Origin of the sequence: Chitinophaga caeni (assembly GCF_002557795.1) — a bacterium.
GTDB lineage: Bacteria > Bacteroidota > Bacteroidia > Chitinophagales > Chitinophagaceae > Chitinophaga > Chitinophaga caeni.
In genome coordinates this window covers 5097600-5123462 of the sequence record NZ_CP023777.1, presented here as the reverse complement: position 1 = coordinate 5123462, position 25863 = coordinate 5097600, and the positions used below count along the sequence as shown (strand labels likewise).

The following is a 25863-nucleotide window of genomic DNA, read 5'->3' as shown; positions in this document are numbered from 1 at the left end:
TTTTAACACAGTCTTACATTTCCCAGGTATTTAATTCCGTAGTATTTTATCTATCCTTGCAAATATTTTATCATTATCCTACCAGTTCATCCCGCAATTGTATTTTTATTGAAAATGATGTGATTTTGCATCATATTTACAAATTAGTATATGTATTGCGTCCATTGCGAGATGGTCAACATAGAGTAACAAAAACGTATGAAGAAATTATTACTGGCTACCGCGACCTTACTTAGTAGCTTCCTACACCTTGATGCACAGGTTCTGAAACCTTACGGTTCCCTGCCTTCCGAAGCACAGTTGAAATGGCAGCAATTGGAATATTACATGTTCATTCACTTCGGTGTCAATACTTTTACTGATAAGGAATGGGGCCACGGTGACGAAAGTCCGAAGGTTTTTAATCCGACTCAACTGGATGCCAGGCAATGGGCCAGGACGGCTAAATTGGCCGGGATGAAGGGGATTATCATTACTGCAAAGCACCACGACGGCTTCTGTTTATGGCCCAGCGCCTATAGTACGCATACCGTAAGGGAAAGCGCTTGGAAAAATGGCAAGGGGGATGTTTTGGCCGAATTATCTGCCGCCTGCAAGGAATACGGGTTGAAATTCGGTGTATACCTTTCGCCTTGGGATCGCAATCACCCCGCTTACGGTACCCCCGGGTATAACGAGATATTTGCCAAGACCTTGGAAGAGGTGCATACCAAGTACGGCGATGTATTCGAACAATGGTTCGATGGCGCCAACGGTGAGGGACCTAACGGCAAAAAACAGGTGTACGATTGGGATTTATTTCATAAGGTGGTCTATAAATACCATCCCAACGCGATCATATTCAGCGATAACGGCCCCGGTTGCCGTTGGATAGGGAATGAAAAGGGCTTTGCCGGGGAAACTAATTGGAGCACGATCAATGCCGATAAGCTTGCACCGGGGATGCATGGCATCAACGAAATATTGAATAATGGCCTGGAAGATGGAAAGGATTGGGTGCCGGGAGAAGCAGATGTTTCCATAAGACCGGGATGGTTCTACAGTCCTGCAACCGACGATAAAGTAAAATCGGTACAGGACCTGATGCAGATTTATTACGCTTCCGTGGGCAGGAACGCCAACTTGTTATTGAATGTTCCGGTAGATCGCCGGGGTTTGATACCCAGGGGGGATTCTATCCGCCTGATGGAGTTTAAAAGGGCTAGGGATGCCGCCTTTAAGAATAACATCGCGTTGAAATTGAGGGCTACGGCCACGAGCACCAGGGTTGGTAAAAATGTGAGTGCCATTTATCTTACCGATGGAAGTGCACAAACGTACTGGGCTGCATCCGATGCGGTGAAACAGCCTGTACTATATTTATCTAGCTATAAACCTTTTACTTTTAACCGCTTGGTTTTGCAAGAACATATTGCCCTGGGGCAAAGGGTGAAGTCCTTCAAAGTGGAAGCCCTCGTAAATCATGTTTATGAGGAGATCGCTTCAGGAACCACCATCGGGCATAAAAGAATCCTGATCTTGCCGACCACCACCACTAATAAACTAAAAATCACTTTCTTAGATAGTAAAGCGGCCCCCGTTATCAACGAGCTTCAATTGTACCTGGCGCCGGTGATTCTAAGCGATCCTAAAATCCAGAGAAATCAACAAGGTTTGGTCAATATAGAGGATGCTAATAAAGAAACCCTGGTACGGTATACCCTGGATGGAAGGGAACCAACAGCACAGTCAAAGGTTTATTCAGCGCCGTTTGCTTTCATCCAGGGCGGAACGGTAAAAGCAAAAGCATTTACCAAAACAGGTGTTGCCCGTTCGGGGAATACGGTAACCGCCAAGTTCGACCTGGCCCCGGTAAAATGGAAGGTGATCGGCAGCAGCGATGAAATTCTCGGCAACGAAGCCGCGAAAGCCATTGACGGCCAGTTAAATACAGCTTGGCGCACCAATTGGAAAACCACGAACAAGGGTTATCCGCATGAAATCTCGGTAGACCTGGGTGAAACTGTAACCGTGAAGGGTTTCAAATATTACCCGAACCGGGATGATAAGGGTAGTGGGAATGTATACGAATACGCGTTTTACCTTAGCCAGGACGGCAAAAACTGGGGAGCCCCGGTAGCCAAGGGGCAATTTGGTAATATTGCCAATAACCCGGTACTGCAAACCGTGCAACTGAACGTACCGCGGCAGGCAAAATTCTTCAAATTCGAAGCCATCAGCCCGGCACACGAAAATGAACATTGGGTGACAATACCGGAAATAAATTTGATTACTAAGTAACTAATTGATTATCAGTAATATTATTGACAGCATCGCTATATATAATGGCGATGCTGTATTTTTTAAAATATTTCACAAAAAAATTGGGCATCGGTAAATATTATTATTATAACTTTGCAATTGTCTAAAAACATAACAAGTATTTTAATAACAATTTAACGCTGAACTGAAGTTGGAAATTACCAAAGCCCATACCAACATCTCCGCATTTCACCCTTCTCTGATACAGGGTGTACATACTATTGGGTGTCCCGTTTTTAGATATCTTTCCCGACGACCTCGTATCTGATAGCGTCCGTCATTACTTTATAGGCACGCTATCGCACAACGAGACCTTAACATGTCTGTTGTGACTGCTGTATTCCTAGCATTACCAAGGAATAAATTCAACCACATTTGGATAACGTTTTCAATTTTAATAAGTTGGAAAATCAACATATCATAGTACGGGTTGCAACCGTAGCAGATAAGCATTATGCTCAAATTATCACGGATGAAATGGAGTCGTCGGCCAAGGCGAGGGGAACAGGTATTGCCAAAAGATCACCGGATTACGTAGAGAAAAAAATGGATGAAGGCAAGGCCGTAATTGCCACCACGCAGGAAGGGGATTGGGTCGGTTTCTGTTATATCGAGGCCTGGGGGCACGAAAAATTCGTTGCCAACTCAGGTTTGATCGTGAATCCCGCTTTCCGCGGACATGGCGTCGCGAAGTCCATCAAGCATAAAATATTCGAATTATCAAGGAAAAAATACCCGCATGCCAAGATCTTCGGTCTTACTACCGGGCTGGCAGTGATGAAGATTAATTCCGAACTGGGTTACGAACCTGTAACTTATTCAGAGTTAACAGATGATGAAGAGTTTTGGAAAGGTTGCCAAAGTTGTGTCAACTTTGATATCTTGACAGCCAAGAACCGGAAAAACTGCATCTGTACGGCCATGCTGTACGATCCTGAAGAAAAAGCCAGGGAGGCCGCGGAAAAAGAGGCATTGGAGAAACAAGTGGTTGCCGATAAAGCGAAAATGATAAAAACGGTGCGCTCCGCTTCCGGCTTGCGGAAGAAAAGGAAGTTTAAAGGAAACATCAAGTTGTTTGAACGGTGGATGCGTTTCAAAAAATACGTACTCCTCAAGCAAAACCGTAAAGAGCAAAATGGCGGCGGCGCCGGGAGCAATAAAAAACGCTTCTTCCTGTTTTCCTTGTAAGTATTTTAATTTTTCAACACCTGTAAAAAAATTCATTAGGCATCATGAAAAAAGTTGTATTAGGATTTAGTGGCGGATTGGATACGTCTTATTGCGTAAAATATTTAACGGAAGAGAAAGGTTATGAAGTACATTCCGTGATTGTTAACACGGGCGGATTTTCTGAAGAAGAATTGAAGGAAATTGAACAACGTGCCTTGAATTTAGGTGTGAAAAGCCATAAAACTGTTGACGCGGTAAAATCTTATTACGATAAAGTGATCCGTTTCCTCGTTTACGGGAACGTATTGAAAAATAATACTTACCCTTTAAGCGTAAGCGCTGAAAGGATGAGCCAGGCTTTGGCCATTGCCGAATACGTGAAAGAAGTGGGTGCCGATGCCGTGGCGCACGGTAGTACCGGCGCCGGTAACGACCAGGTGCGTTTCGATATGATCTTCCATATCATGATCCCGGGTGCAGAGATCATTACCCCCATCCGCGATATGAAATTGAGCCGCGAACAAGAAATTGAATACCTGAAGTCCAAAGGGGTAAGCATGAACTTTGATAAGGCCATGTACTCCATCAACAAAGGTATCTGGGGAACCAGCGTTGGCGGTAAAGAAACATTGACCAGCGACGGTATGCTGCCCGAAAGCGCATTCCCTACACAACTTACGAAAAATGACCCCGAACAAGTTACCCTCCATTTCGTGAAGGGTGAATTAACCGGGATTAATGATAAACAATTTTCTCATCCTACCGAAGCCATCCAATATTTGCAATCTATTGCCGGGGCATTCGCGATCGGCCGCGATATTCACGTAGGAGATACCATCATCGGTATCAAGGGGCGTGTTGGTTTCGAAGCGGCTGCGCCGATGGTGATTATCAAGGCGCACCATGCCTTGGAAAAACATGTTTTGACCAAGTGGCAATTAAGCTGGAAAGATCAATTGGCCCAATTCTACGGTAACTGGATGCACGAAGGCCAGATACTGGATCCTGTTATGCGTGATATCGAGGCATTCCTGGAGCATTCACAAGAACATGTAACAGGTTCCGTGAACGTTACCTTGATGCCTTACCGCTTCCAAGTAACGGGTATTCAATCGCCTTACGACCTGATGAGCAGCAAATTCGGTAAATACGGCGAGATGAACCAGGGCTGGTCCGGTGAAGATGTGCGCGGTTTCAGCAAAATATTTGGTAATCAAACTATGATCTACCACCAGGTGAAAACAGACCAGGAGAAATAATTCAACAGCAGATTTTCAAATCCTTATAAATCGATTCAACTAACGATGAACAATCAACAAACAATTCGGGCCGGAATTATAGGTGGTGCAGGTTATACGGGCGGTGAAACGATCCGCTTATTATTGAACCACCCTTCGGTGACCATTTCGTTTGTGCATAGCCGTAGTAATGCCGGTAAACCTTTGTATGCGGTGCATGCAGATTTGCTGGGTGAAACGGAACAAGTGTTCAGCGATGCTATTCATCACGAAGTAGACGTTTTGTTTTTGTGCCTCGGTCACGGGGAGTCTAAGAAATGGATGGAAGCGAACCCATTGCCCGCCCATATCAAGGTCATTGATTTGAGCCAAGATTTCCGCCTGGGAGAAACGGCCGGAGATCGCGAATTCGTTTACGGCTTGCCGGAATGTAACCGGGAAGCGATCCGCACTGCGCAAAATATTGCCAATCCCGGCTGCTTCGCTACAGCGATTCAATTAGGTTTATTGCCCTTGGCAAAGGCCGGAAAATTGAAAGAAGTGCATACAACGGGCATTACAGGTTCTACCGGGGCGGGGCAGAGCTTGCAATCTACTTCGCATTTTACATGGAGAGCGAATAATGTATCTACATATAAAGTATTGACACATCAACATCTTAAAGAGATCCGACGAACCTTGAGCACACTGCAATCATCGTTCGCGGAGGATATTAATTTTGTTCCGGTAAGGGGAGATTATCCCAGGGGGATCTGGATCACCTCGTACCTGGATTGTGATTTGACGCTGGATGAAGCGGTGTTGCTCTACAAGGATTATTATGCAACACATCCTTTTACAACGGTGAGCGACAAGCAAATTGACTTGAAACAGGTAGTGAATACCAACAAGGTATTGATCCAGTTAGAAAAAGTGGGTAATAAGTTGGTGATTCATTCTATCGAGGATAACTTGATCAAAGGCGCTTCCGGGCAGGCTGTTCAAAACATGAACTTGCTATTCGGCTTGGAAGAAACTGCCGGTTTGAAATTGAAGTCCATCGTATTTTAATGTTTGCAGCCTACCCGCGGGGATGTTTTTAGAATGCTTTCCTCATCACAATTCACAAATGAATCAATCATGAATCTTTTTGATGTTTATCCTGTCAATGATATCGTAATAGAAAAAGCCAAAGGCTCCCTCGTTTGGGATGATAAAGGACAGGAATATTTAGATATGTACGGCGGTCACGCGGTAATCTCCATCGGGCATACCCATCCGCATTACGTTAAAAGACTAACAGATCAACTCAATAAAGTCGGATTTTATTCCAACTCTATCAAGATACCGATCCAGCAAGAATTAGCTGCCAAGCTGGGCAAGATTTCCGGTAAGGAAGATTATCAATTGTTTCTTTGTAATTCAGGGGCAGAAGCCAATGAGAATGCTTTGAAATTGGCTTCGTTCCATAATGGTAAAAAGAAGATCATCGCCTTTAAGAAGGCTTTTCATGGCAGGACTTCGCTGGCCGTTGCCGCTACGGACAATCCTAAGATCGTGGCTCCCGTGAATGAAACGGACAATGTAGTATTTCTTCCATGGTTGGATGAAGCTGCGCTGGAAGCGGCCTTTCAACAATACGAAGTTTCTTCCGTTATTATTGAAGGTATCCAAGGGGTCGGTGGTATACAGGTAGCTACCCCGGCATTTTTACAGAAGATCCGTTCCTTATGCGATGCCAATAACGCGGTATTCATCGCGGATTCGGTTCAGTGCGGATACGGCAGGAGCGGGAAATTCTTCTCCCATGATTATGCCGGGGTAAATGCCGACATTTACACGATGGCGAAAGGAATGGGCAATGGTTTCCCGATCGGTGGCATCATCATTGCACCGCATATCCAGGCGTCTTACGGTTTGTTGGGCACAACTTTCGGGGGGAATCACCTGGCTTGCGCCGCCGGTTTGGCCGTTTTGGAAGTGATGGAACAGGAAAAATTAATGGAAAATGCTACTGCACTAGGCGCATACCTGGTGAAAGAATTACAGGCTTTGCCAAATGTGAAAGAAGTAAGAGGTCGCGGCCTGATGATCGGTATCGAATTACCTGACTCTTTAGCGCATGTGAGGAAAAACCTGTTGATGCAACACAAGATTTTCACGGGCGAAGCCAAGCCTAACGTGATCCGTTTATTGCCGTCCTTGGCGCTGAGCCAGGAACATGCAGACCGGTTCTTAACTGCTTTTAGAAAAGAAATCAATATTTAGTTACAACAAAGGGCGGTTTGTACCGCTACAAAACAACCATTAGGCCATAACAATGAAACAGTTTATTTCCGTTGACGATGTGCCGGGCGTGCCCCGTATGGTGGATATCGCTTTGGACTATAAAAAGAATCCTTTCAAAGATAAAGGACTCGGTGCCCAGAAAACCCTGGGTATGATTTTTTTGAATCCTAGCTTGCGTACACGCTTGAGCACGCAGGTAGCTGCTAGGAATCTCGGCATGGAAGTAATCGTTTTCAATATCGGGAAAGAAGGTTGGGCCTTGGAAATGAATGATGGCGTGGTGATGAACGGCAGTACCACGGAACATGTGAAAGAAGCCGCCGCCGTGATGGGACAGTATTTCGATATCTTGTCCATCCGTACATTTCCAGGCTTGGTAGATAAAGCTGAAGATTATACAGAAAAGTATATTCAACAATTCATCAAGTATGCGGGCAAACCGGTGATCAGCTTGGAAAGCGCCACTTTGCACCCCTTGCAGAGTTTAACGGATGCATTAACCATCCGCGAGACCTGGCAAGAAAATCGTAAACCCAAAGTGGTAATGACCTGGGCGCCGCATGTAAAAGCATTGCCGCAGGCCGTTCCAAATTCCTTCGCTGAATGGATGAACAATTGGGATGAAGTAGATTTCTCGATTACGCATCCCGAAGGGTACGAGCTGGATCCTAAGTTTGTAGGCAATGCACCGGTAATCTATAACCAGCAGGAAGCATTGAAAGATGCGGATTATATTTATGTGAAGAATTGGTCATCTTACAAAGACTATGGCCAGATCATCAATTCCGATTCTTCTTGGATGTTAACGAATAAACACCTCGAAGTTACGAACAACGCAAAAGTGATGCACTGCTTGCCCGTTCGTAGGAACTTGGTGATCGCTGATGAGGTCCTGGACGGGCCAAATTCTATAGTCGTTCAGGAAGCGGGTAACCGTACCTGGGCCGCGCAAGCTGTTATCAGCGAAATATTGCGCAACCAATAAATTCTGATGGATAAACAAGCTCTATATGTTATTAAAGTAGGCGGCAATGTCATCGATCACGAAGCATTGCTGTCTACTTTTTTAAAAAATATCGCTGCCATAAAAGGCCACGTGATCTTGGTTCATGGCGGTGGTAAAATTGCCACGCGCCTCGGTGATAAGCTCGGGATAGCATCGAAATATGTTGATGGTCGCCGTATCACGGATGCTGATACTATCGACCTGGTTACAATGGTGTACGGGGGCTTAGTGAACAAGAAAATCGTGGCTAGTTTGCAAGCGAATCATTGTAACGCTATCGGTCTTTGCGGTGCAGATGGGAATATTATTCCCGCTACAAAAAGACCCGTTAAAACGATCGACTACGGTTTTGTAGGCGATATTCAAACATCAGCAATCAATACGGCACCCTTGATCTCCATGATTAACGGTGGACTGACGCCTGTTTTTGCCCCGTTAACACATGATGGTAATGGACAGATATTAAATACGAATGCAGATACGATTGCCAGCTCGCTCGCCATTGCATTAGCTGCTATTTACGAAGTTAGGTTGGTCTTTTGTTTTGAGAAGAAAGGAGTATTAAGGGATGCGAATGATGATAATACGGTCATTAACAAGATTAACCGTTCTATTTATCAACAATTGCTGGATGAAAAAGCTTTATTCGATGGTATTATCCCGAAGTTAGACAATGCATTCGCAGCGATCGATAACGGTGTAAAAGAGGTGTTGATCGGCCATGCCGATGATGTTTTGCAAAATACCACCGCGGATGTTGCCGGAACTTTAATATACTAGCCCATGTCGAATGAACAACTTTTCCAGGACGCATTGAACTTATTGCAGCAGTTAATCGCAACACCTTCATTAAGCCGCGAAGAACAGGGGACAGCAGCGCTCTTGGCCGATTTCTTGAAAGAAAGAAATATCCCGTTTCAACAGCATTTGAATAATGTTTGGGCCATCAACCAACATTTTGATGCTGATAAACCTACCATTTTATTGAACTCCCACCACGATACGGTGAAACCTAATCCCCAATATATCCGTGATCCATTTGCTCCAACCATTGAAGATGGAAAATTATACGGCTTGGGGAGTAATGATGCAGGCGGCTGCTTGGTGAGTTTGCTCAATACTTTCGTACATTTTTATCATCGGGATGACCTGCATTATAATATTGTTTTTGCAGGTACAGCGGAAGAAGAAATCAGTGGTAAAAACGGGATTGAATGTATTTTGGATCAATTACCCAAAATTGACCTGGCTATCGTGGGAGAACCGACGAAAACAGATCTGGCCATCGCTGAAAAAGGTTTGATGGTATTGGATTGTACGGTAACCGGGAAAGTGGGCCATGCCGCTCGCGAAGAGGGAGAAAATGCTTTGTATAAAGCATTACCTGACCTGGAATGGTTTAAAAATTACCAGTTTCCGAAGGTTTCTGAAACGCTCGGTCCCGTGAAGATGAGCGTTACCGTTATCAATACAAGTAATAAAGCGCATAATGTTGTTCCGGCTGATTGTACTTTCGTCGTGGATGTCCGCGTGCCGGATCAATACAGCCTGGAAGAAGTACTCGATATTATCCGTAGCCATGTAGCCTGCGAGGTGAAGCCGCGTTCCATGAGAATGCGCTCTTCATCGATCCCTGTGGATCATCCCATAGTACAGGCAGGACTGAAATTGGGAAAACAAACTTATGGCTCACCGACTACGAGCGACCAAGCACTGATCCCGGTAACTTCAGTTAAAATTGGCCCTGGCGATTCGGCCCGTTCACATTCGGCAGACGAGTTTATTTACGTGGAGGAGATCAGGCAGGGAATTGATACTTATATTCAATTATTAGAAATGATCAACATATAAATTATGTACATCGATTTTCAACCGGAACTTTCGAATAAAAGAGTGTTGCTCCGCCCTTTGCATGTGGATGATGTTGCAGCATTATTACCTTTTGCATTGGATCCGGAATTGTGGGAAGTCGGGGTTCAAAGCCTGGATACTGTCAATGATCTGACAACATATATCGAAACAGCCATCAAGGAAAGGGAAGCCGAACTTTCTATTCCTTTCGTGGTAATTGATCGTGAGCAGGGGAATGTTGTTGGCTGTACGAGGTATATGAATATTTCTGAAGTACATAAACGTTTGGAAATCGGATCGACCTGGCTCAATCCCAAGTTGCATGGTAGCGGAGTCAATAAAGCGATGAAATATGCATTATTGCAACATGCTTTTGAAGTGATGGGTTTCAATAGGGTAGAGTTGAAAACAGATGAACGGAACCGGCAATCGCAGCTGGCGATTAAAAGCATCGGGGCGCAGTATGAAGGCACTTTACGGGAACATATGATCACTTACTCCGGGCATAGGAGGAATACCGTTTACTTTAGTATCCTGGCATCGGAATGGCCGGGGGTGAAAGAAAGGATATTTAGCAAATACGATTTTTAACCAGCCGGGTATAAGAATGCCCGGTGATTTAAATAAACTGAATATGAAATTGTGGCAAAAAGATAAAACCGCCTTGGCTTCGGTGGAACGCTTCACGGTTGGTAAAGACCGGGAAATGGATCTTTACTTGGCGCCTTTCGATGTGCTGGGATCTTTGGCGCATACGAAGATGCTGGCATCTATCGGTCTGTTGACCGGAGAAGAGTTATCTGCATTGCAACAGGAATTGAAAAATATTTACGGTGAAATTTCGCAGGGGGACTTCGTGTTGGAAGATGGAGTGGAAGATATTCATTCGCAGGTGGAACTGTTATTGACCCGGCGCTTGGGAGAATCCGGTAAAAAAATTCATAGCGGCCGCTCTAGGAATGACCAGGTTTTAGTTGATTTGAAATTGTTCTTACGTGCTGAGTTGGAGAGCATCGTAAAGGATGTAAAATCCTTATTCGATTTATTACAACAGCAAAGTGAAGCGTTTAAGGGGTATTTGCTGCCCGGGTATACGCACCTGCAAATCGCGATGCCTTCCTCTTTTGGTTTATGGTTCGGCGCTTATGCGGAAAGTTTGGTAGATGACCTAGAAGTGTTGAAAAGCGCATATAAAGTTGTCAATAAGAATCCCCTGGGCTCCGCGGCAGGCTACGGTTCTTCTTTTCCGTTGAACCGTACGATGACGACCCAATTATTAGGATTTGATGATTTGAATTATAACGTGGTATATGCCCAAATGGGGCGTGGTAAAACCGAGAAAATCGTTGCTTACGCTTTGGCGAACCTCGGTGCCACCTTGGCTAAAATGTCGATGGATGCTTGTTTGTTTATGAATCAGAACTTCGGCTTCATCAGTTTCCCGGATGAACTAACAACCGGCTCCAGCATTATGCCGCATAAGAAAAACCCGGATGTTTGGGAATTGATCCGTTCCCATGGCAATAAATTGCAGGCTTTGCCGAATGAAATCGCGATGATGATTACTAACTTGCCATCAGGCTACCATCGGGATCTGCAATTGTTGAAAGAGAATCTGTTCCCGGCTTTTCAAACCTTGCGCGACTGTATGTCGATGGTGAAATTAATGGTTGAAAACATCCGTGTGAAAGATAATATTTTGGATGATGAAAAATATAAGTATCTATTCAGCGTGGAAGTGGTGAATAACCTGGTGCTAAGCGGCGTACCTTTCAGGGAAGCGTATAAGCAAGTGGGGATGGATATCGAGTCCGGAAAATACGTGGCCAGCACAGAGGTGAACCATACGCACGAAGGAAGCATTAATAACCTTCAAACGGCTGCTATCCAACAAATGATGGAGTCGGTCTTGGAAGGGTTTCATTTCGAGCGGGTACACGAAGCGGTGGATGGGTTGTTGAAATAGAGATATGCGTTGATCCAAGGTATGTATGTTGAGCCAAGGTATGCCTTGGCTTTCCTTATTCTCTCATTCTCTCATCCTCTCTCCAGGATGATGAAATGAGAGAAGCACCGTAGCAACGATGGCTAGGTGCTCTCTGTATGTGTCTCGGATATGGGTACAACTTAAAAAGAGATATGCACCCCGGCCAGCACGTTAAATGTTGCCATGGGGTAATATCCGTTCTCTGCGGCTACTTGGTTACTAGCGAAATAGGTGTAAGTGTACCCATTTGCTACATATTTCCTGTTGAATATGTTGTTCAACATCAATTGTAAGCCTAATTCTTTAAATAATTTTTGAGGCACAAGGTAATTGATCCTTGCATCGCTAACAAAGTAAGATGGTAAAGTAGCATCTTCAGTAGATGTGTTGTCAAGATATTGCTTACTTACGTATTTTCCTAACCATTCTATCACTAAATTTTTCACAGGTTTTACACTTAAGGTATAACCCGCTACTACGGCTGGCGAGAAAGAAATATCCGTATTTTTTAAATTTACTTCTTTAGGTACCCCACTATAATAATCATCGTCAATAAATGCTGTAAAAGATTTGATTTTGTTTTTACTGAATGCACCGTTAGCAGAAAGGGTCATGAAGTCCGTAATATTTGTTGCAGCCTGTAATTCAATACCGGCGCGGTAACTGTCGGGAATATTGGTGCGCGTGTACGCTCCAACATCATTAATGCTTCCTGTTAAAACCAATTGGTTGTGGTAATTCATGTAATACAAATTTCCCTGCAATACTACATCTTGATGGCGGTAAACATATCCTACTTCTATATTTTCTAAACGTTCACTCTTGGGTGTTTGTTCAATTCCTGCCTCAAAATCATCCCTGTTTGGTTCCTTGTTACCCACTGCGAACGAAGCATAAAGTTGTTGTTGCTTATTAATGGTGTACCGGGCGCCTACTTTCGGATTCACAAAATTATATAGATTATGTTGAATTAAGCCGGGATTCTTTCTAAAACCATCAATATTATATTTGACATGCCTATATTGGATATCGGCAAATACCTGCAATTGATCTAATAATGTGTATTCTCCTTTTAAATAAGTGTTTACATCCGATTTAAAAGCTTTTAGATGATACCATTCATAATTGATATCTACCGGGTATTCTGCCCAAGGAATCCTACCGTAATGTTTCCCGTCATAGCGGTTGTAACCGCCGCCCCAAGTCCAATTTAACTTGCTGTGATGCCCATTTAATGAGAAAACCGTTCCGTAGAAGTAATTATCCAGCCATAATTGCCGAACCAGGTCGGTGTTGCGAATTGTATCGGAGCCAATAATCGGCGGCGTCAGTCCGTAATCTCCGTATGCTTCCCCGGCTTTATAATTTTCATAGTAGCCTTTGCCGCGTGCCAGGTGCAATGCAATGTTGAAATCTAATGCAGGACTGATGACCTGGTTGTAAAACAATTGGTAATGATCTTGTTGGTAGTTATCGGTTTCATTATCATATGGTTTACCCGGTTTTTCTGTTCCGGAAGAGTTATAAGTCCTGTCGTTTTCCAATTGTTCCTTGCTGATGCCGTTCCAGGCCTGGTACGTTTTTTCTTTACCTGAGAAGATATTTAAGCGGATCGCCGTATTCTTGGATATATAAGCAGCCGAAGTGTAATAAGATTTTAAATCGGATGAAGCCCTGTCTACATAACCGTTGGATGATAGTTTGGAAAGCCGGGCATCGAAAGTAAAATGCTTATTGATCAAGCCGGTTCCTGCCTTGATGGTATGTTTCCATGTATCGTAAGAACCGTAACTGTTATCGAAGCTAGCGTAAGCTTTTTCATTATAAGTATTGGTGCTGAGGTTCAAGGTAGCGCCGAATGCTCCCGCGCCGTTGGTCGAAGTGCCGACCCCGCGTTGCAATTGTATACTGTTCAAGCTCGATGCAAAATCCGGCATATTTACAAAAAATGTACCCTGGGATTCAGCATCATTGATCGGTATGCCATTCACCGTAACGTTGATCCGGGTAATATCGGATCCCCTAACCCTGAGGCCGGTATAACCCACGCCATTCCCTGCATCGGAGTTGGTAACAACACCGGGTAACTGGTTTAATAATAACGGTAAATCTTGACCGAGGTTCTGCTTTTGAATATCTTCCGCAGATAACTCCGATTTGGTGAAGGGGGCATTCTTCGAGGCCCTGGTACTGGATATTTCTACCGGTTTTACAAATAAGCCCGTTTCTTCCAGCGCTATATCTAATGTAATATTTCCCTTTACGGTTAAGTTCTTGCTAAATACTTTGTACCCTAAGTAGGTCGCCTTTAACGTAATATTTTGACCGTGGTTGATCTTGATACTGTATTTCCCATCCGTACCGGACTGTGTACCTTGATTGAGGGCAGGTTGAATAACGATATTCACCCCTTCTATCGGCTTACCGCTTGATTGATCGGTTACGGTTCCGCTGATAATTCCCTGTGCATGTAATAATGCGCATTGACAGAGCAATGCGAATACTAAAAAGATTCTCATGATTCGATCCTGTTTACTCGATTTTACAAATAATAAATACATGCTACCTTGAGAGGTAAGCATTTAATGCGGCTTTCAGCCGCTTTCAGATCATAAAACAGGTAAGGTGAAAGTACTTACCTTTCCTAACCAGCATTACCTGGTCCAGGTTCAACGGGTATGATCTCAGCCTGTAATTGTAAGGCACCCCGAGGTGAAACCTTGCAGATATAAAGTGAATCTTCAAATAATCCGCTGTTTCCGTTACAAAGGTAGATGACTTCGAGCAGAATTTATTCAAATTTTTTTTGGGTAATACCTTCCTGGTTTGTAATTTCAGTTGTCTTAAAAACCAGGATGTTATGGCTGGATAAAGAAGTATGTTTGTTAACTTATCAAAATAAATTTCAGCCAGGCATTCGTATTTAATTTGTTAATCCAAAAAATCAACCTACATGTTGAAATTACAAATCATCGGTAATATCGGTTCAGATGCCCGTTGCGGCAATGTGAAAGACCGGAGTGTATTGAACTTTTCCGTAGCCCATAACGAGAAAACAAAAGATGCTAACGGCGAAACGCAGGAACAAACCGTTTGGGTCGATTGTGCCCTTTGGGACCGGGAAGCCCTGGAGCCTTACCTGAAGAAAGGGAAAAAGGTTTTTGTAGAGGGCTTACCCTCCGCTGCCAGTTATAACAATAGCAACGGCGAGATGGTGACGGCGCTGAAACTCTCTGTTCATAAATTGGAGCTGATGTAAGCCGGATGAGCGGTGGAGGGCTATTTCCACCGCTAATTCCTTCATTTTTAAAATTTTATTTGGTAGTTAAAATGAATTCCCCTAATTTTGCACCCACATTGCGAGGTAGAGCAGAGGTAGCTCGTCGGGCTCATAACCCGAAGGTCAGTGGTTCGAATCCGCTCCTCGCTACAAAGTTTATAAAGCCGAAGTAGTTTCGGCTTTTTTTATTGGAGCTAATGGATGCAGGTATTCTCCCTAAATTTGTATCATCAAAAAATAGTGTACGTTCATCTTTTGGCCAAACAATCGAGATATGTTTAAAGCAGGATTCGTCAATATTTTTGGTAAACCGAATGCGGGGAAAAGTACTTTGTTGAACACCATTATCGGTGAGAAATTAGCTATCATTTCCCCCAAGGTTCAAACAACCAGGCACCGCATTACCGGTGTCGTTACCCAGCCGGATTATCAAATTGTATTCTCCGATACACCGGGCATCATCGACCCGAAATACAAGATGCATGAAAAAATGATGGGCGCCGTGAAATCTGCATTGGAAGATGCCGATCTAGCATTGCTGATCATGGATGCCAAGGATAACGTGGATGAGAACTTGGCTTTATTTGAATCGCTCCGCCTGAAAGCTCCTTTTCTTTTAGTGATCAACAAGGTTGATCTTTTGATGAAAGATGACCTGGATGCGCTGGTTCAAAAATGTAAAGATTGGGGAAAAGCAAAAGAAGTAGTACCGGTTGCTGCCATTCAGAAAAAGGGCGTGAAAGACCTGTTGAAAACGATCGTTGAGTACTTGCCGGAAGGGATGCCTTTTTACCCGGAAGATACGCTGACGGATCGGAGCACGCGGTTCTTCGTAGCCGAAATGATCCGGGAAAAGATCTTCCACCTTTACGATGAAGAGATCCCTTATCATACGGCGGTCATCGTTACACAGTTCCAAGAAAAAAATACTTTGACGAAAATATCTGCCGAGATCATCGTGACCCGCGAAACGCAGAAAGCGATCATCCTGGGAGAAAAAGGTTCAGCGATCCGTAAATTGGGAACGGAAGCCCGCCAGGAAATCGAAGCTTTCATCGAAAGGAAGGTATTCCTGGAACTTTTCGTAAAAGTGCGTAATAAATGGCGTGATAACGACAACTATTTACGCGAATATGGATTATAATTAAACCAACCCGCAAGGCTTGGTCAGATGTTTAGAACAACAAAAATTTAAATACCCGGTAATATGGCTGGTTTTACAGTAGCGATCGTTGGTCGCCCGAATGTTGGTAAATCTACTTTGTTTAACCGTTTGCTAGAGCAAAGGAAGGCAATCGTGGATGATGTGAGCGGGGTGACGCGCGATCGCCAATACGGTGTGGCTGATTGGAATGGAAAAACGTTTAACGTGATCGATACAGGAGGCTTCGTATCAAATAGTGATGACGTATTCGAAAGGGAGATCCGCAAGCAGGTGAAAATTGCCATGGAAGAAGCCAATGCATTAATATTCATGTGCGATGTAGCAACAGGTATTACCGATCTGGATGCAGATGTGGCGGACTTGTTGAGGCGTTCATCCAAACCGGTATTCCTAGTTGTCAATAAAGTTGATAATAGTGACCGCCGTTTAGAAGCAACCGAGTTTTATGCCCTGGGATTCGAAAATGTACATTTCCTATCCTCGATGACCGGGAGCGGTACGGGTGAATTGCTTGATGATATTACCGCCCTGATCACGGACGAGTTCCTGGTGGAAGAGAAAAACGAAGCGCTGCCGAAGATCGCGATTATCGGTCAGCCGAACGTTGGTAAATCCTCACTGCTGAACGCGTTGGTAGGGCAGGAGCGCAATATCGTTTCCGAAATTGCCGGTACGACACGCGATACCATCCACACGCATTACAATTTATTCCAAAAAGATTTCGTGTTGATAGATACCGCGGGCCTTCGCCGGAAGAATAAAGTGAGCGAAGACCTGGAGTTTTATTCAGTGATCCGCGCCATCAAGGCGATGGATGAAGCAGATGTTTGTATGTTGTTGCTGGACGCGGAGAAAGGTATCACGGCGCAAGATTTGAACATCTTCAGCTTGGCTGCCCGTAAAGGGAAAGGCTTGGTCATCTTGGTGAATAAATGGGATCTTGTTAAAGAAAAACAAACCAATACGGCGCGTGATTACGAGAAGGAGTTGAAATCGAGATTGTCGCCGTTCAACGATGTACCGATTATCTTCACCTCCGTCGTGGAGAAGCAAAGGATTTTCAAAGCGATAGAAGTGGCCTTGGAGGTATGTGAAAACAGGACTAAGAAGATTCAAACTTCCCGCTTGAACGAAGTCATGCTGAAAGCGATCGAATCTTACCATCCGCCGGTAGTAAGGGGAACGCCGATCCGTATTAAATACGTGACGCAATTGCCGACATATACACCGGCATTTGCCTTTTTCTGTAATCTTCCCGATGATATTAAGCAACCTTATAAGAACTACTTGGAGAATAAGTTGCGTGAAAACTTTGACTTCACCGGTGTACCTATCAAGATATTTTTCAGGAAGAAATAATTAGAAGAAAACACTTATTATAAAAATATTTATTGTTTTATATAATTTTTGAGTAGCTTTGCGGCACTTATAAAACCAAACAAACAACATGAAAAAATTATTCGTTTTAGCGATCGCTGCAGGTCTTTTCGCAGCTTGTAATTCAGCCGGTACTACTTCTGAAAAAGATACTACTGCAGCTACTGAATCTGCTGCTCCTGCTGAAACTACAACTCCAGATTCTACCGCGGTAACAACAGATTCTACAGCTACTCCTGCTGCTGATACTACAGTTGCAGCTGAGCCTGCTAAATAATTTTTAATTCTATCGAGTTAAAAATAAACTTAATTGGGCCGTTAGCACTTTGCTAACGGCTTTTTTGTGCCCAAAAAAGCACGGATAAAGATCCGTGCTGTACATATTTCCTAGTGTAACCATTGTATGTATGTCTTTACCTGGGTAAATGAATTTATATAACATGTTGAGAATTAATAGAAAGGCGGCCTATCAACTTCACTTACCGCCTTTCAAAAGAAAATGGGGATCCATCTTCTATACTTAACCCCAACATTACTAATATCAGAAGAAAGGTGGGTTCCACTCCCTACTTACAACCTCTTACCACGACCCACCTCCTTGGGTTTGTCCAAAAACAGAACTTTTTCACATTTCCTTTCAGCACGCTGTTTGGAGCCGTATCTTTATAACACGGACGTGTTATCCTTTTAAGGATGGTGTTTAGATTATTTTTAATGTCCCTTCATATGATGTTGAATGCCTTTCTATTCCTGGTTTCCGATCTTTTATTGTAATACAAAGTTCCGACTATTTGAGCCGTAAAATATTGATATGCAACGAGCTTGGATATGAGAATTCTCATACCCCGGGTTGACGGCGCGCATGTTTTTTACTAAATATGGAGCGTATTTTCAAATACGTAACGGCTTTTAAGCCGGGAGAAACAAATAAATTATAAAAAAATTATATATTATTGAAAATATTTACTTAAATTTAATATGATTGAATTTTGAAATGCAGCTTGAAATTTTTACACGAAAGCGTTATTGTTTTATATTAATAAATTGACAAATTTTAGATGCTGAGTTAGAAATGAAGGATTACACTGTAAATTGACCCGGTTGAAACAACAAAGATCTAAATATTGATTTTGTCCATTGACAAGCAGATTACCTCAAAACCATATGATTCTTTAAACCTGGTAAACTACCTATGCCTCATGTTTCGTAGATTATTAGTTTCGTCTGCCCTGTTTGCCGTAACAGGGATCATGATGTTTTTCATCGTTTATTATATCTCCATGTCTTTCTTCCCGCCGGCAAGCGCCGCATCGATCGGGGAGGGTTTTCCTTTAGGACATTTGCTGGTATCTTTTGCACTTGCGTTCCTTGTCGCGATACTGGCTTCGCTCGGCGTTTACTCCAAGATGGACGATAGCCGCAGGCGCAGGTTGGTAAATACCCGTTACGCTTTCAGGTACCGTTAAGCGGTATTAATTTTTACGTTGCAGGTTGCTCCTTGATTTACAAGGAGTAGGGGATTTATACGCCCGTTTCTTGAAATAAATTTGCGAAATACTGGAATCATATATAAAGATTTTTTTGTAAATTATTCTTCGAAGCAACTATTTAACCTATTATGCAACCTAAGAAATTTATAACCCTGGTAGTGCTACTTCCCTTGTTACTCTCACCGGTAATCAGCGCACTTTTATTTACTTTAATCCTGCAAAAAGTAATCAATGCGAACTTATTGCTTGACACGATCTTGCATTTGTGGATCCGGTTATCCATATTCGTGTTCTTGGGCGGGGTAGCGCTTTGGTGCTTATATTATTGGTTGGTAAGCGCATACCACGACATTTTAGATACCGTAACGCTAAAGTGGGCCTTCGCCTTGGCGCCGATTCTCGTGATGTGCTGCTTGTTATACCGCGGGGCACAAAGAGAAACAGCCAGCGTGCTATTCACCCCGGAAAGCATTATTGCATTTTATCCTTTATTAATTATTGTAGGGATCATCGTATTTAGATTAAGGGGATTGGAAGAGAAGCGTTGATTAAATTTGTTGCATGAAACCTTTAAAATATAGCTTATCCGTATTTGGGCTTGGCTTACTGATCCATTCAATTTGTACATCTATTGGGTATTATCTTGTTGTTACTTATATAAAGAGCGAGCTGGTATTGAATACTCACCAAGTATACTTGGATCTCCTGAAATACAGCCTTATTCAGAACTTCATTAATTACAGCATCATCGCCATTTTGAATTATACCATAATAATTATTTTTTATAGGAAACTTGAAGTCAAAAAAATAAAATCTATTGTAACGGTTCTACCTTTAATCTGGCTGCTTTACGTGCTGATGAAATTTGGTGATGAAGATCAACTCAATCCTTTACTAGTAGCCGTTTGCATCGGGATTGTTTCATTGATGTTCCTTATCAATTTTGTCAAATTAGCTCCCCGTAATAGTACGATGGCCGCATCATTGGAAGAAGAGATACAAACAATTAATATTAGTAATGAATAAAAAAAAAGTTCGCGCTGGCGGTATCCTTATCTGTCGGTGGGTTGATTATTCTCAGCCTATTCATATTATTAATAATAATGGAAGGTTTTTATAGTACAATAAATGATGGAGAATTTCTGCTAAGATTATTGATGATCTCTGCGATCGAAATAGTGGTATGTGCAGCAACAGCTCTTCCAATTAGGAACGATGGCCGCGGTACTTTATGCTCTTATTAGTAGTTTGATTTTATACTTAGGTTCAGATGAAAAAGAAGATTTACTATTTGTGAATGCAGTCATTTGGTCACATAGGCTTTTCTCTTCCCTTATGATTTTTTATTCAGGTTAGATGTTTGGAACGAAGATACAGGGGCGCTATTGAAAGATTTAGATCACCTGGTACCGGATTCAAATTCTTGATTTTTTACGGGAATAATTTCATTGCATATCAATTTTCTGTGTTTTTTAACTTTAATTTATTTCCTTATCGGGAATTTTAAATTTCGATTTAAAAACTAATGAAGTTTAATTTCAACATTGAGTTGTTACCCGGAGCAGTATTTTTTTTGTAAAATTTGGATGATAATACAAGGGAATAGATTTATTATAATTTACATCGATCGCAATATATTTATAGTCCCGGGTTTCGAACACTTACGGTATGGAAGCATCGGCCAGCAATACATCGCTGATGTCAAAATAAAAGCCCGGCAAATCGTGATTCACCGGGCTTTTACATCTATACTGGTTACATATAGTTTTTATTCCGCCATCTCCTGTATCTTTTTCACAGCCGTTTCAACCATCGGGTCGTCTTGGTTCATTACTTCGTAATAACCATTTAAATCCCAACGTTTCCTGGCCAGTAAGGCTTTCAGTCTCAGGCTGATATCTTCATCATCTTTTACGCTATGCCTGGTAGGGTTAATACTGGCTTTCTGTACGTAGCTATAAAACGATTGTAATATTGCCGGTGTGATGGTAAATTCTTGGATAAAATCTTTAATGTCTTTATAACCTGCAAAATCAGCTTTGTGCGCCAAGTAGTATTCGTATGCAAATTCGCTGTAAAGATTTTGTTGATATATCTGTAATTGCAAGGTAGAATAATGAGCCGTGTCGTATGGAACGAATACATCCGGAATGATACCGCCGCCGCCGTATACAGTCCTGCCTTTTTCCGTTTTGTATTCAACGGTATCGTAAATCTGGATGCTGTCTTTATTGAGCAGCTCACCGTGAATATACCGGTTCTCCAAATCCTCCCCGTAGGCTTCGCGGCCATCTTTGTAAGACTTCTGGATACTTCTGCCGCTCGGTAAATAATACCGCGCAATCGTTAAGCGCAATGCGCCGCCATCGCTCAGGTTGTATTGATCCTGCACGAGTCCTTTGCCGAAGGTTCTCCTACCTATAATTGTGCCGCGATCCCAATCTTGCACCGCGCCGGCCAACACTTCACTGGCAGAAGCGGAGCTTTCGTCGGTCATGATTACCAAGGCTCCTTTTTCAAAAAGTCCGGGCTGATTGGTTTTATATTCTTTTTTAGGTGAATGAACGCCTTCCGTATAAACTACCACCTTGCTACCATCCAATAACTGGTCGGATATTCTGAAAGCTGCATCGAGTAAACCACCTGGGTTTTGCCTTACGTCGATGATTAATTTTTCCATGCCCGCACGGGTCAACTCCCGCAATGCCGCCATAAATTCATCCACGGTAGATTCGCTGAAACGATCGATCTTGATATAGCCGATGCCGGGGCCTACCATATAATGGGCGTTGATGCTATATAAAGGGATAATCCCCCTTTTCACCTGGATCGTTTTTTCCTGGTGATCGCGCAGGAGGCTGAGCTTAGCACTCGAACCCTGGGGCCCGCGTAAATAATACTTAATCTTGTTATCTGAAATATTAACACCCGCGATTAATGAATCATTAACCCTTATAATCTTATCTCCCATTTGCAAACCTGCTTCTTCAGACGGTCCACCTTGCAGCACGTTGACCACGTTGAGCGTATCGTTGAACATAGAATACTCGATACCGATACCTTCAAAATTACTATTCAGGTCTTCATTGATCCTAGCTAATTGTTCCGCTGGAATATAGATAGAGTGCGGATCTAAATGCTTGAGTAATGCATTGATGGCGTCTTCTTGTAAATCTCCGAGATGGACGCTATCTACATATTTATACTTCAATAGGTCAACTACCTCCTGCAAGGCATCCCTTTTATTCGGGACGAAAAAAATCTTGGAGCTACTGTTGCGAACCGTAGGCATTCTATAGCCAATGAACATTCCCAAAGCTAATACCAAGGCAAATAAGAACGGTAAAAAGACGTTCAATTTCCTGTTTTTCGACATACTTCGAATATTAATCGCTAAAATTTAATCCCGGATGACGGTTTTTTAATATTTGCTAATGTGAAACCGTTTTCCTTAACTTGTGGCAAAAATAGGGTATTCAATTTCAATTCTTCATCCATCGATCTTTTAATTTCCTAAATTCATCTGGGTATGCCTACAAATATTACATTAGTGGCAGATAGCGGTTCCACCAAAACTGAGTGGTGCCTGATCAACGGCGACAGCCGCGCAACTTACCGTACACAGGGGATTAGCCCGTATTTTCAAACCGGCGAACAGATTATCAATATACTGGAACAGGAGCTTTTACCGCAAATGCCCCGTAAGCTGCATATTGATGAGATTTTTTATTACGGCACCGGCTTAGGCAGTAGCCAGAATGCTAAACTATTGCATGATAGCCTGCAAAGCGTGTTCATGGATACTTACGTGGAGGCAGATCATGATTTGGCTGCCGCAGCTAAAGGCTTATGCGGCAAGGAGAAAGGTGTTGCCAGTATCTTGGGAACAGGTTCCAACTCTTGTTACTACGATGGTGAAAAAATCGTGAAAAATAACCCCGGTTTGGGATTTATTTTAGGTGATGAAGGAAGCGGGGCTTACCTCGGCAAAAAAATAGTACAATATTACCTTTACCATACTTTCGATGAAGATTTGAAAGCCAACTTCGATGAAAAATTTCATATTACGAAGGATGAAATTCTCGATAGCGTTTACCGTAAACCGCTCCCCAACCGCTTCTTATCCACATTTGCCCCTTTCCTGTCCGAAAACCGCGGGCATTTTATGATCGAAAACATCTTGGAAGATGGCTTGAATGAATTTTTCTTCAACCATATTTATAAATACCGTGAAAGCTGGACGGTTCCCCTGCATTTTACCGGTAGCATCGCTTGGTATTTCAAGGATATCATCCAACAGCTATGCGAATTGTACGAGTTGCAGCTTGGAACGATCGTTAAATCGCCAATGGCGGGACTGATCCAATACCACACGGAAATCAACCCTCGTAAATAATTTTAATATTAAGACATCTACGTATGGAATTTATTAGAGTAACGGAGCAAGCTTCCCATTACCATCATTTGGAGCAAATGAGCATCCGTGAATTGTTAATAAACATCAACAAGGAAGATCAAACCGTTCCATTGGCCGTGGAGAAGGCCATACCGCAAATTGAGAAACTGGTGACTGCTATCGCTGATAAAATGCTCGCCGGGGGACGTTTATTTTACCTCGGAGCCGGAACCAGCGGTCGTTTGGGCATCGTGGATGCCTCGGAATGCCCGCCTACTTACGGTGTTCCTTTCGACTTGGTAGTCGGTTTAATCGCCGGTGGTGATTCGGCTATCAGGAAAGCCGTTGAGTTTGCGGAAGATTCCAAATCCCAGGGCTGGAATGATTTGCAGGCGTATAATATTAGTCCGAAGGATGTTGTGATCGGCATCGCTGCAAGTGGTACAACACCTTATGTTATAGGCGCTTTGGAACAATGTAAGGCACACGGGATTACGACGGGAAGCATTTCCTGCAACCCCGGGGCGCCGGTATCTGCCGCGGCAGATTTCCCGGTGGAAGTGGTAGTGGGGCCGGAGTTTGTCACCGGGAGTACCCGCATGAAAAGTGGCACCGCGCAAAAATTAGTGTTGAATATGATTTCAACTTCAGTGATGATCCAGTTGGGAAGGGTAGAAGATAACAAGATGGTTAACATGCAGTTGAGCAATGATAAGCTCGTAGACCGCGGTGTTAAAATGTTGATGGAGCAAACCGGGGAAACTGATTATGAGAAGGCAAAAAAATTACTGCTAAAGTACGGTAGCGTAAAGAAAGCAGCGGAAAGCCAGCCGTAGTTGATGACGATTAGCTAAACAATTTAGTTATTATAGGATAAGGAAAAATTAGGATTTTACCAATGGGCATTTTCCTATCAAAATAAGTAATTTGCCGCCATGCACGAGATTGAACCCTTTTATAATTGGAGACATTTATATGCGGCCGAAGAAGATGAGTTTTCTCCCTTTTACGGGAGGGAATACAGCGAGTTTGAGTTTAGTAACACGGTGTACAACTACTATATTCACCCGCAATGGGATTATTTTGGCGCCCCGAATCTATACATGAAGATGCTTTTCGTGGATTACGAGTTTAATTATGCCATAATAGAATTAATCGGGGAGTGGAATGATGCGATCGAAGATAATATCATGACCCTGAAGCGCGAGATCATAGATGCGATGATCCCCCAGGGCATTTATAAATACATACTGATTTGCGAGAACGTGCTCAATTTTCATTCCGGTGATAGCGATTATTATGAAGAATGGTGGGAGGATATCCGCGATGAAGGAGGCTGGATCGTGGCGTTGAACATGCCGGAACAAACCCGGCAAGAGTTTAAACATGCCCATTTGGATCATTATATCCACTTGGCCGAAGATGCAAAGTGGCGAACATTTCAGCCCCAACACCTGTTTAATGTGATAGACAACTGGATGCTGAGGCGCTTAGAGTAAGTTTTACACATTTAAAACGGCCATAATTGTGGCTTTAAGTGCCGTTTTTGTGATAATTATCATTTGAATTTCATCAATCATGTTATAAATTTGCCCGTCATTTCAATTTATCATTTTACAAAAGGAAGCTTAGAAAGTATCTTATGAAATGGTCACAATTCTTTAGTACCTCAATTGGTAAAAAGTTGTTAGTTGGCGCTACCGGCTTATTTTTATGTAGTTTCGTCATTGTACACTTAGCTGGTAACTTCCAGTTGTTGTATAAAGATGATGGCAAGGCTTTCAATGCTTATGCGGAGTTTATGGGTCATAACAGCTTGATCCAGTTCATCGCCTGGGGATTGAAGATTATCATCGTGCTACATGCATTTATTGCCATTCAACTGACCTTCAAAAGCCGCGCATCACGCCCGGTAAAGTATGCTGTAAAACCCGGCAACAAAACATCTTCATGGTTTAGCCGCCAGATGGCGATCATGGGAAGTATCCTCTTCATCTTTATCGTGATTCACCTGGCTAATTTCTGGTGGAAATTCCACTACGGCGAACTGCCTATGAACACCTATGATGGTAAAGAATACAAGGATTTATATAAAGTGGTTCAAGTTGCCTTTAAAGAAACTTGGATCGTGGTATTGTACACTGTCGGTATGATCGCGCTTTCATTCCACTTGATTCATGGTTTCAAAAGTGCTTTCCAAACCTTCGGTTTAAACCACAAAAAGTACAACGGCCTTATCAATTTCATCGGCGTATGGATCTTTGGTATTGCTATTCCTGTTGGCTTCGCCATCATCCCATTGTACATTTTCTTTAATTAATTCTGAAAAGTAAG

General features: G+C 42.9%; 23 protein-coding genes, 1 tRNA gene and 1 riboswitch. Of the genes, 22 read left to right on the top strand and 2 right to left on the bottom strand.

The genetic code is table 11. From position 1 onward, the window contains the following. Positions 1-198: 198 nt before the first annotated feature. The 10 genes from COR50_RS21510 to argH all read left to right on the top strand — a co-directional run bounded on the left by COR50_RS21510 (position 199) and on the right by argH (position 11800). Entirely contained in the window at positions 199-2280 is a 2082-nt protein-coding gene (locus COR50_RS21510) for an alpha-L-fucosidase (protein WP_098195912.1), read from the top strand. A 396-nt stretch (positions 2281-2676) separates the two neighbouring features. Then, a complete protein-coding gene (locus COR50_RS21505) occupies positions 2677-3489 on the top strand; it encodes a GNAT family N-acetyltransferase (protein WP_232516224.1) in 813 nt (270 codons plus the stop codon). A 44-nt stretch (positions 3490-3533) separates the two neighbouring features. Beyond that, a complete protein-coding gene (gene argG / locus COR50_RS21500) occupies positions 3534-4730 on the top strand; it encodes an argininosuccinate synthase (protein ID WP_232516223.1) in 1197 nt (398 codons plus the stop codon). A gap of 45 nt (positions 4731-4775) precedes the next feature. Beyond that, on the top strand, positions 4776-5759 hold the full coding sequence (argC, locus tag COR50_RS21495) for an N-acetyl-gamma-glutamyl-phosphate reductase (protein WP_098195910.1): 984 nt from the start codon (positions 4776-4778) through the stop codon (positions 5757-5759). A gap of 69 nt (positions 5760-5828) precedes the next feature. Continuing rightward, complete coding sequence (locus COR50_RS21490; protein ID WP_098195909.1) at positions 5829-6956, top strand: aspartate aminotransferase family protein; 1128 nt, start codon at positions 5829-5831, stop codon at positions 6954-6956. A gap of 52 nt (positions 6957-7008) precedes the next feature. Continuing rightward, complete coding sequence (locus COR50_RS21485; protein WP_098195908.1) at positions 7009-7962, top strand: Rossmann-fold NAD(P)-binding domain-containing protein; 954 nt, start codon at positions 7009-7011, stop codon at positions 7960-7962. A 6-nt stretch (positions 7963-7968) separates the two neighbouring features. Continuing rightward, positions 7969-8763 carry an acetylglutamate kinase gene (gene argB, locus COR50_RS21480; protein ID WP_098195907.1) on the top strand — a complete coding sequence of 265 codons (795 nt, stop codon included), beginning with the start codon at positions 7969-7971 and terminating at the stop codon, positions 8761-8763. A gap of 3 nt (positions 8764-8766) precedes the next feature. Further along, entirely contained in the window at positions 8767-9834 is a 1068-nt protein-coding gene (locus tag COR50_RS21475) for a M20 family metallo-hydrolase (protein WP_098195906.1), read from the top strand. 3 nt (positions 9835-9837) lie between these two features. Beyond that, positions 9838-10425: a GNAT family N-acetyltransferase gene (locus COR50_RS21470; RefSeq protein WP_098195905.1), complete on the top strand. Its 588-nt coding sequence runs from the start codon at positions 9838-9840 to the stop codon at positions 10423-10425. A gap of 43 nt (positions 10426-10468) precedes the next feature. After that, positions 10469-11800: an argininosuccinate lyase gene (gene argH, locus COR50_RS21465; protein ID WP_098196356.1), complete on the top strand. Its 1332-nt coding sequence runs from the start codon at positions 10469-10471 to the stop codon at positions 11798-11800. 161 nt (positions 11801-11961) lie between these two features. Here the strand turns inward: argH and COR50_RS21460 are convergent, their stop codons facing one another. Next, positions 11962-14340, bottom strand: coding sequence for a TonB-dependent receptor (locus COR50_RS21460; protein ID WP_098196355.1), 2379 nt, complete (start codon positions 14338-14340; stop codon positions 11962-11964). A 105-nt stretch (positions 14341-14445) separates the two neighbouring features. After that, positions 14446-14541, bottom strand: a riboswitch (TPP riboswitch). 233 nt (positions 14542-14774) lie between these two features. Between COR50_RS21460 and COR50_RS21455 the strand changes: the two genes are divergently transcribed. From COR50_RS21455 to COR50_RS21420, 8 genes are all read left to right on the top strand, one after another. Then, positions 14775-15080 (top strand): single-stranded DNA-binding protein, encoded by a 306-nt coding sequence (locus COR50_RS21455; protein WP_098195904.1) that lies wholly within the window; start codon positions 14775-14777, stop codon positions 15078-15080. A 99-nt stretch (positions 15081-15179) separates the two neighbouring features. After that, a tRNA-Met gene (locus COR50_RS21450) sits at positions 15180-15251 on the top strand. A gap of 124 nt (positions 15252-15375) precedes the next feature. Further along, positions 15376-16245: a GTPase Era gene (era, locus tag COR50_RS21445; protein WP_098195903.1), complete on the top strand. Its 870-nt coding sequence runs from the start codon at positions 15376-15378 to the stop codon at positions 16243-16245. 63 nt (positions 16246-16308) lie between these two features. Next, positions 16309-17625, top strand: a complete 1317-nt coding sequence (der, locus tag COR50_RS21440; RefSeq protein ID WP_098195902.1) for a ribosome biogenesis GTPase Der — start codon at positions 16309-16311, stop codon at positions 17623-17625. Between the two features lie 88 nt (positions 17626-17713). Further along, positions 17714-17920, top strand: a complete 207-nt coding sequence (locus tag COR50_RS21435) for a hypothetical protein (RefSeq protein WP_098195901.1) — start codon at positions 17714-17716, stop codon at positions 17918-17920. 922 nt (positions 17921-18842) lie between these two features. After that, positions 18843-19109, top strand: coding sequence for a hypothetical protein (locus COR50_RS21430; protein ID WP_098195900.1), 267 nt, complete (start codon positions 18843-18845; stop codon positions 19107-19109). Between the two features lie 152 nt (positions 19110-19261). Then, entirely contained in the window at positions 19262-19681 is a 420-nt protein-coding gene (locus COR50_RS21425) for a hypothetical protein (protein ID WP_098195899.1), read from the top strand. Between the two features lie 13 nt (positions 19682-19694). Next, positions 19695-20159, top strand: coding sequence for a hypothetical protein (locus COR50_RS21420; protein ID WP_098195898.1), 465 nt, complete (start codon positions 19695-19697; stop codon positions 20157-20159). A 742-nt stretch (positions 20160-20901) separates the two neighbouring features. On the opposite strand, the gene COR50_RS21415 is transcribed toward COR50_RS21420, so the two are convergent. Then, the gene (locus COR50_RS21415; RefSeq protein ID WP_098195897.1) at positions 20902-22509 is read right to left on the bottom strand and encodes a S41 family peptidase; all 1608 of its coding nucleotides are present in this window, start codon (positions 22507-22509) and stop codon (positions 20902-20904) included. Between the two features lie 153 nt (positions 22510-22662). Between COR50_RS21415 and COR50_RS21410 the strand changes: the two genes are divergently transcribed. The 4 genes from COR50_RS21410 (at position 22663) to COR50_RS21395 (ending at position 25849) form a co-directional block, all read left to right on the top strand. Then, entirely contained in the window at positions 22663-23529 is an 867-nt protein-coding gene (locus COR50_RS21410; protein ID WP_098195896.1) for a BadF/BadG/BcrA/BcrD ATPase family protein, read from the top strand. Between the two features lie 23 nt (positions 23530-23552). Continuing rightward, positions 23553-24365, top strand: coding sequence for an N-acetylmuramic acid 6-phosphate etherase (murQ, locus tag COR50_RS21405; RefSeq protein ID WP_098195895.1), 813 nt, complete (start codon positions 23553-23555; stop codon positions 24363-24365). 99 nt (positions 24366-24464) lie between these two features. Next, positions 24465-25028: a hypothetical protein gene (locus tag COR50_RS21400; RefSeq protein WP_098195894.1), complete on the top strand. Its 564-nt coding sequence runs from the start codon at positions 24465-24467 to the stop codon at positions 25026-25028. A gap of 143 nt (positions 25029-25171) precedes the next feature. Beyond that, positions 25172-25849 (top strand): succinate dehydrogenase cytochrome b subunit, encoded by a 678-nt coding sequence (locus COR50_RS21395; RefSeq protein ID WP_098195893.1) that lies wholly within the window; start codon positions 25172-25174, stop codon positions 25847-25849. Positions 25850-25863 lie beyond the last annotated feature (14 nt).

What these genes read in the sequence shown, in the direction of transcription:
- COR50_RS21510 (WP_098195912.1), top strand. Translation starts at nt 199, where the DNA reads ATGAAGAAATTATTACTGGCTACCGCGACCTTACTTAGTAGCTTCCTA.
- COR50_RS21455 (WP_098195904.1), top strand. Translation starts at nt 14,775, where the DNA reads ATGTTGAAATTACAAATCATCGGTAATATCGGTTCAGATGCCCGTTGC.
- COR50_RS21460 (WP_098196355.1), bottom strand. Translation starts at nt 14,340, where the DNA reads ATGAGAATCTTTTTAGTATTCGCATTGCTCTGTCAATGCGCATTATTA.
- COR50_RS21400 (WP_098195894.1), top strand. Translation starts at nt 24,465, where the DNA reads ATGCACGAGATTGAACCCTTTTATAATTGGAGACATTTATATGCGGCC.
- argC (WP_098195910.1), top strand. Translation starts at nt 4,776, where the DNA reads ATGAACAATCAACAAACAATTCGGGCCGGAATTATAGGTGGTGCAGGT.
- COR50_RS21415 (WP_098195897.1), bottom strand. Translation starts at nt 22,509, where the DNA reads ATGTCGAAAAACAGGAAATTGAACGTCTTTTTACCGTTCTTATTTGCC.
- COR50_RS21470 (WP_098195905.1), top strand. Translation starts at nt 9,838, where the DNA reads ATGTACATCGATTTTCAACCGGAACTTTCGAATAAAAGAGTGTTGCTC.
- COR50_RS21425 (WP_098195899.1), top strand. Translation starts at nt 19,262, where the DNA reads ATGCAACCTAAGAAATTTATAACCCTGGTAGTGCTACTTCCCTTGTTA.
- COR50_RS21395 (WP_098195893.1), top strand. Translation starts at nt 25,172, where the DNA reads ATGAAATGGTCACAATTCTTTAGTACCTCAATTGGTAAAAAGTTGTTA.
- COR50_RS21485 (WP_098195908.1), top strand. Translation starts at nt 7,009, where the DNA reads ATGAAACAGTTTATTTCCGTTGACGATGTGCCGGGCGTGCCCCGTATG.
- der (WP_098195902.1), top strand. Translation starts at nt 16,309, where the DNA reads ATGGCTGGTTTTACAGTAGCGATCGTTGGTCGCCCGAATGTTGGTAAA.
- era (WP_098195903.1), top strand. Translation starts at nt 15,376, where the DNA reads ATGTTTAAAGCAGGATTCGTCAATATTTTTGGTAAACCGAATGCGGGG.
- argG (WP_232516223.1), top strand. Translation starts at nt 3,534, where the DNA reads ATGAAAAAAGTTGTATTAGGATTTAGTGGCGGATTGGATACGTCTTAT.
- argB (WP_098195907.1), top strand. Translation starts at nt 7,969, where the DNA reads ATGGATAAACAAGCTCTATATGTTATTAAAGTAGGCGGCAATGTCATC.
- COR50_RS21475 (WP_098195906.1), top strand. Translation starts at nt 8,767, where the DNA reads ATGTCGAATGAACAACTTTTCCAGGACGCATTGAACTTATTGCAGCAG.
- COR50_RS21435 (WP_098195901.1), top strand. Translation starts at nt 17,714, where the DNA reads ATGAAAAAATTATTCGTTTTAGCGATCGCTGCAGGTCTTTTCGCAGCT.
- COR50_RS21420 (WP_098195898.1), top strand. Translation starts at nt 19,695, where the DNA reads ATGAAACCTTTAAAATATAGCTTATCCGTATTTGGGCTTGGCTTACTG.
- argH (WP_098196356.1), top strand. Translation starts at nt 10,469, where the DNA reads ATGAAATTGTGGCAAAAAGATAAAACCGCCTTGGCTTCGGTGGAACGC.
- COR50_RS21410 (WP_098195896.1), top strand. Translation starts at nt 22,663, where the DNA reads ATGCCTACAAATATTACATTAGTGGCAGATAGCGGTTCCACCAAAACT.
- murQ (WP_098195895.1), top strand. Translation starts at nt 23,553, where the DNA reads ATGGAATTTATTAGAGTAACGGAGCAAGCTTCCCATTACCATCATTTG.
- COR50_RS21490 (WP_098195909.1), top strand. Translation starts at nt 5,829, where the DNA reads ATGAATCTTTTTGATGTTTATCCTGTCAATGATATCGTAATAGAAAAA.
- COR50_RS21430 (WP_098195900.1), top strand. Translation starts at nt 18,843, where the DNA reads ATGTTTCGTAGATTATTAGTTTCGTCTGCCCTGTTTGCCGTAACAGGG.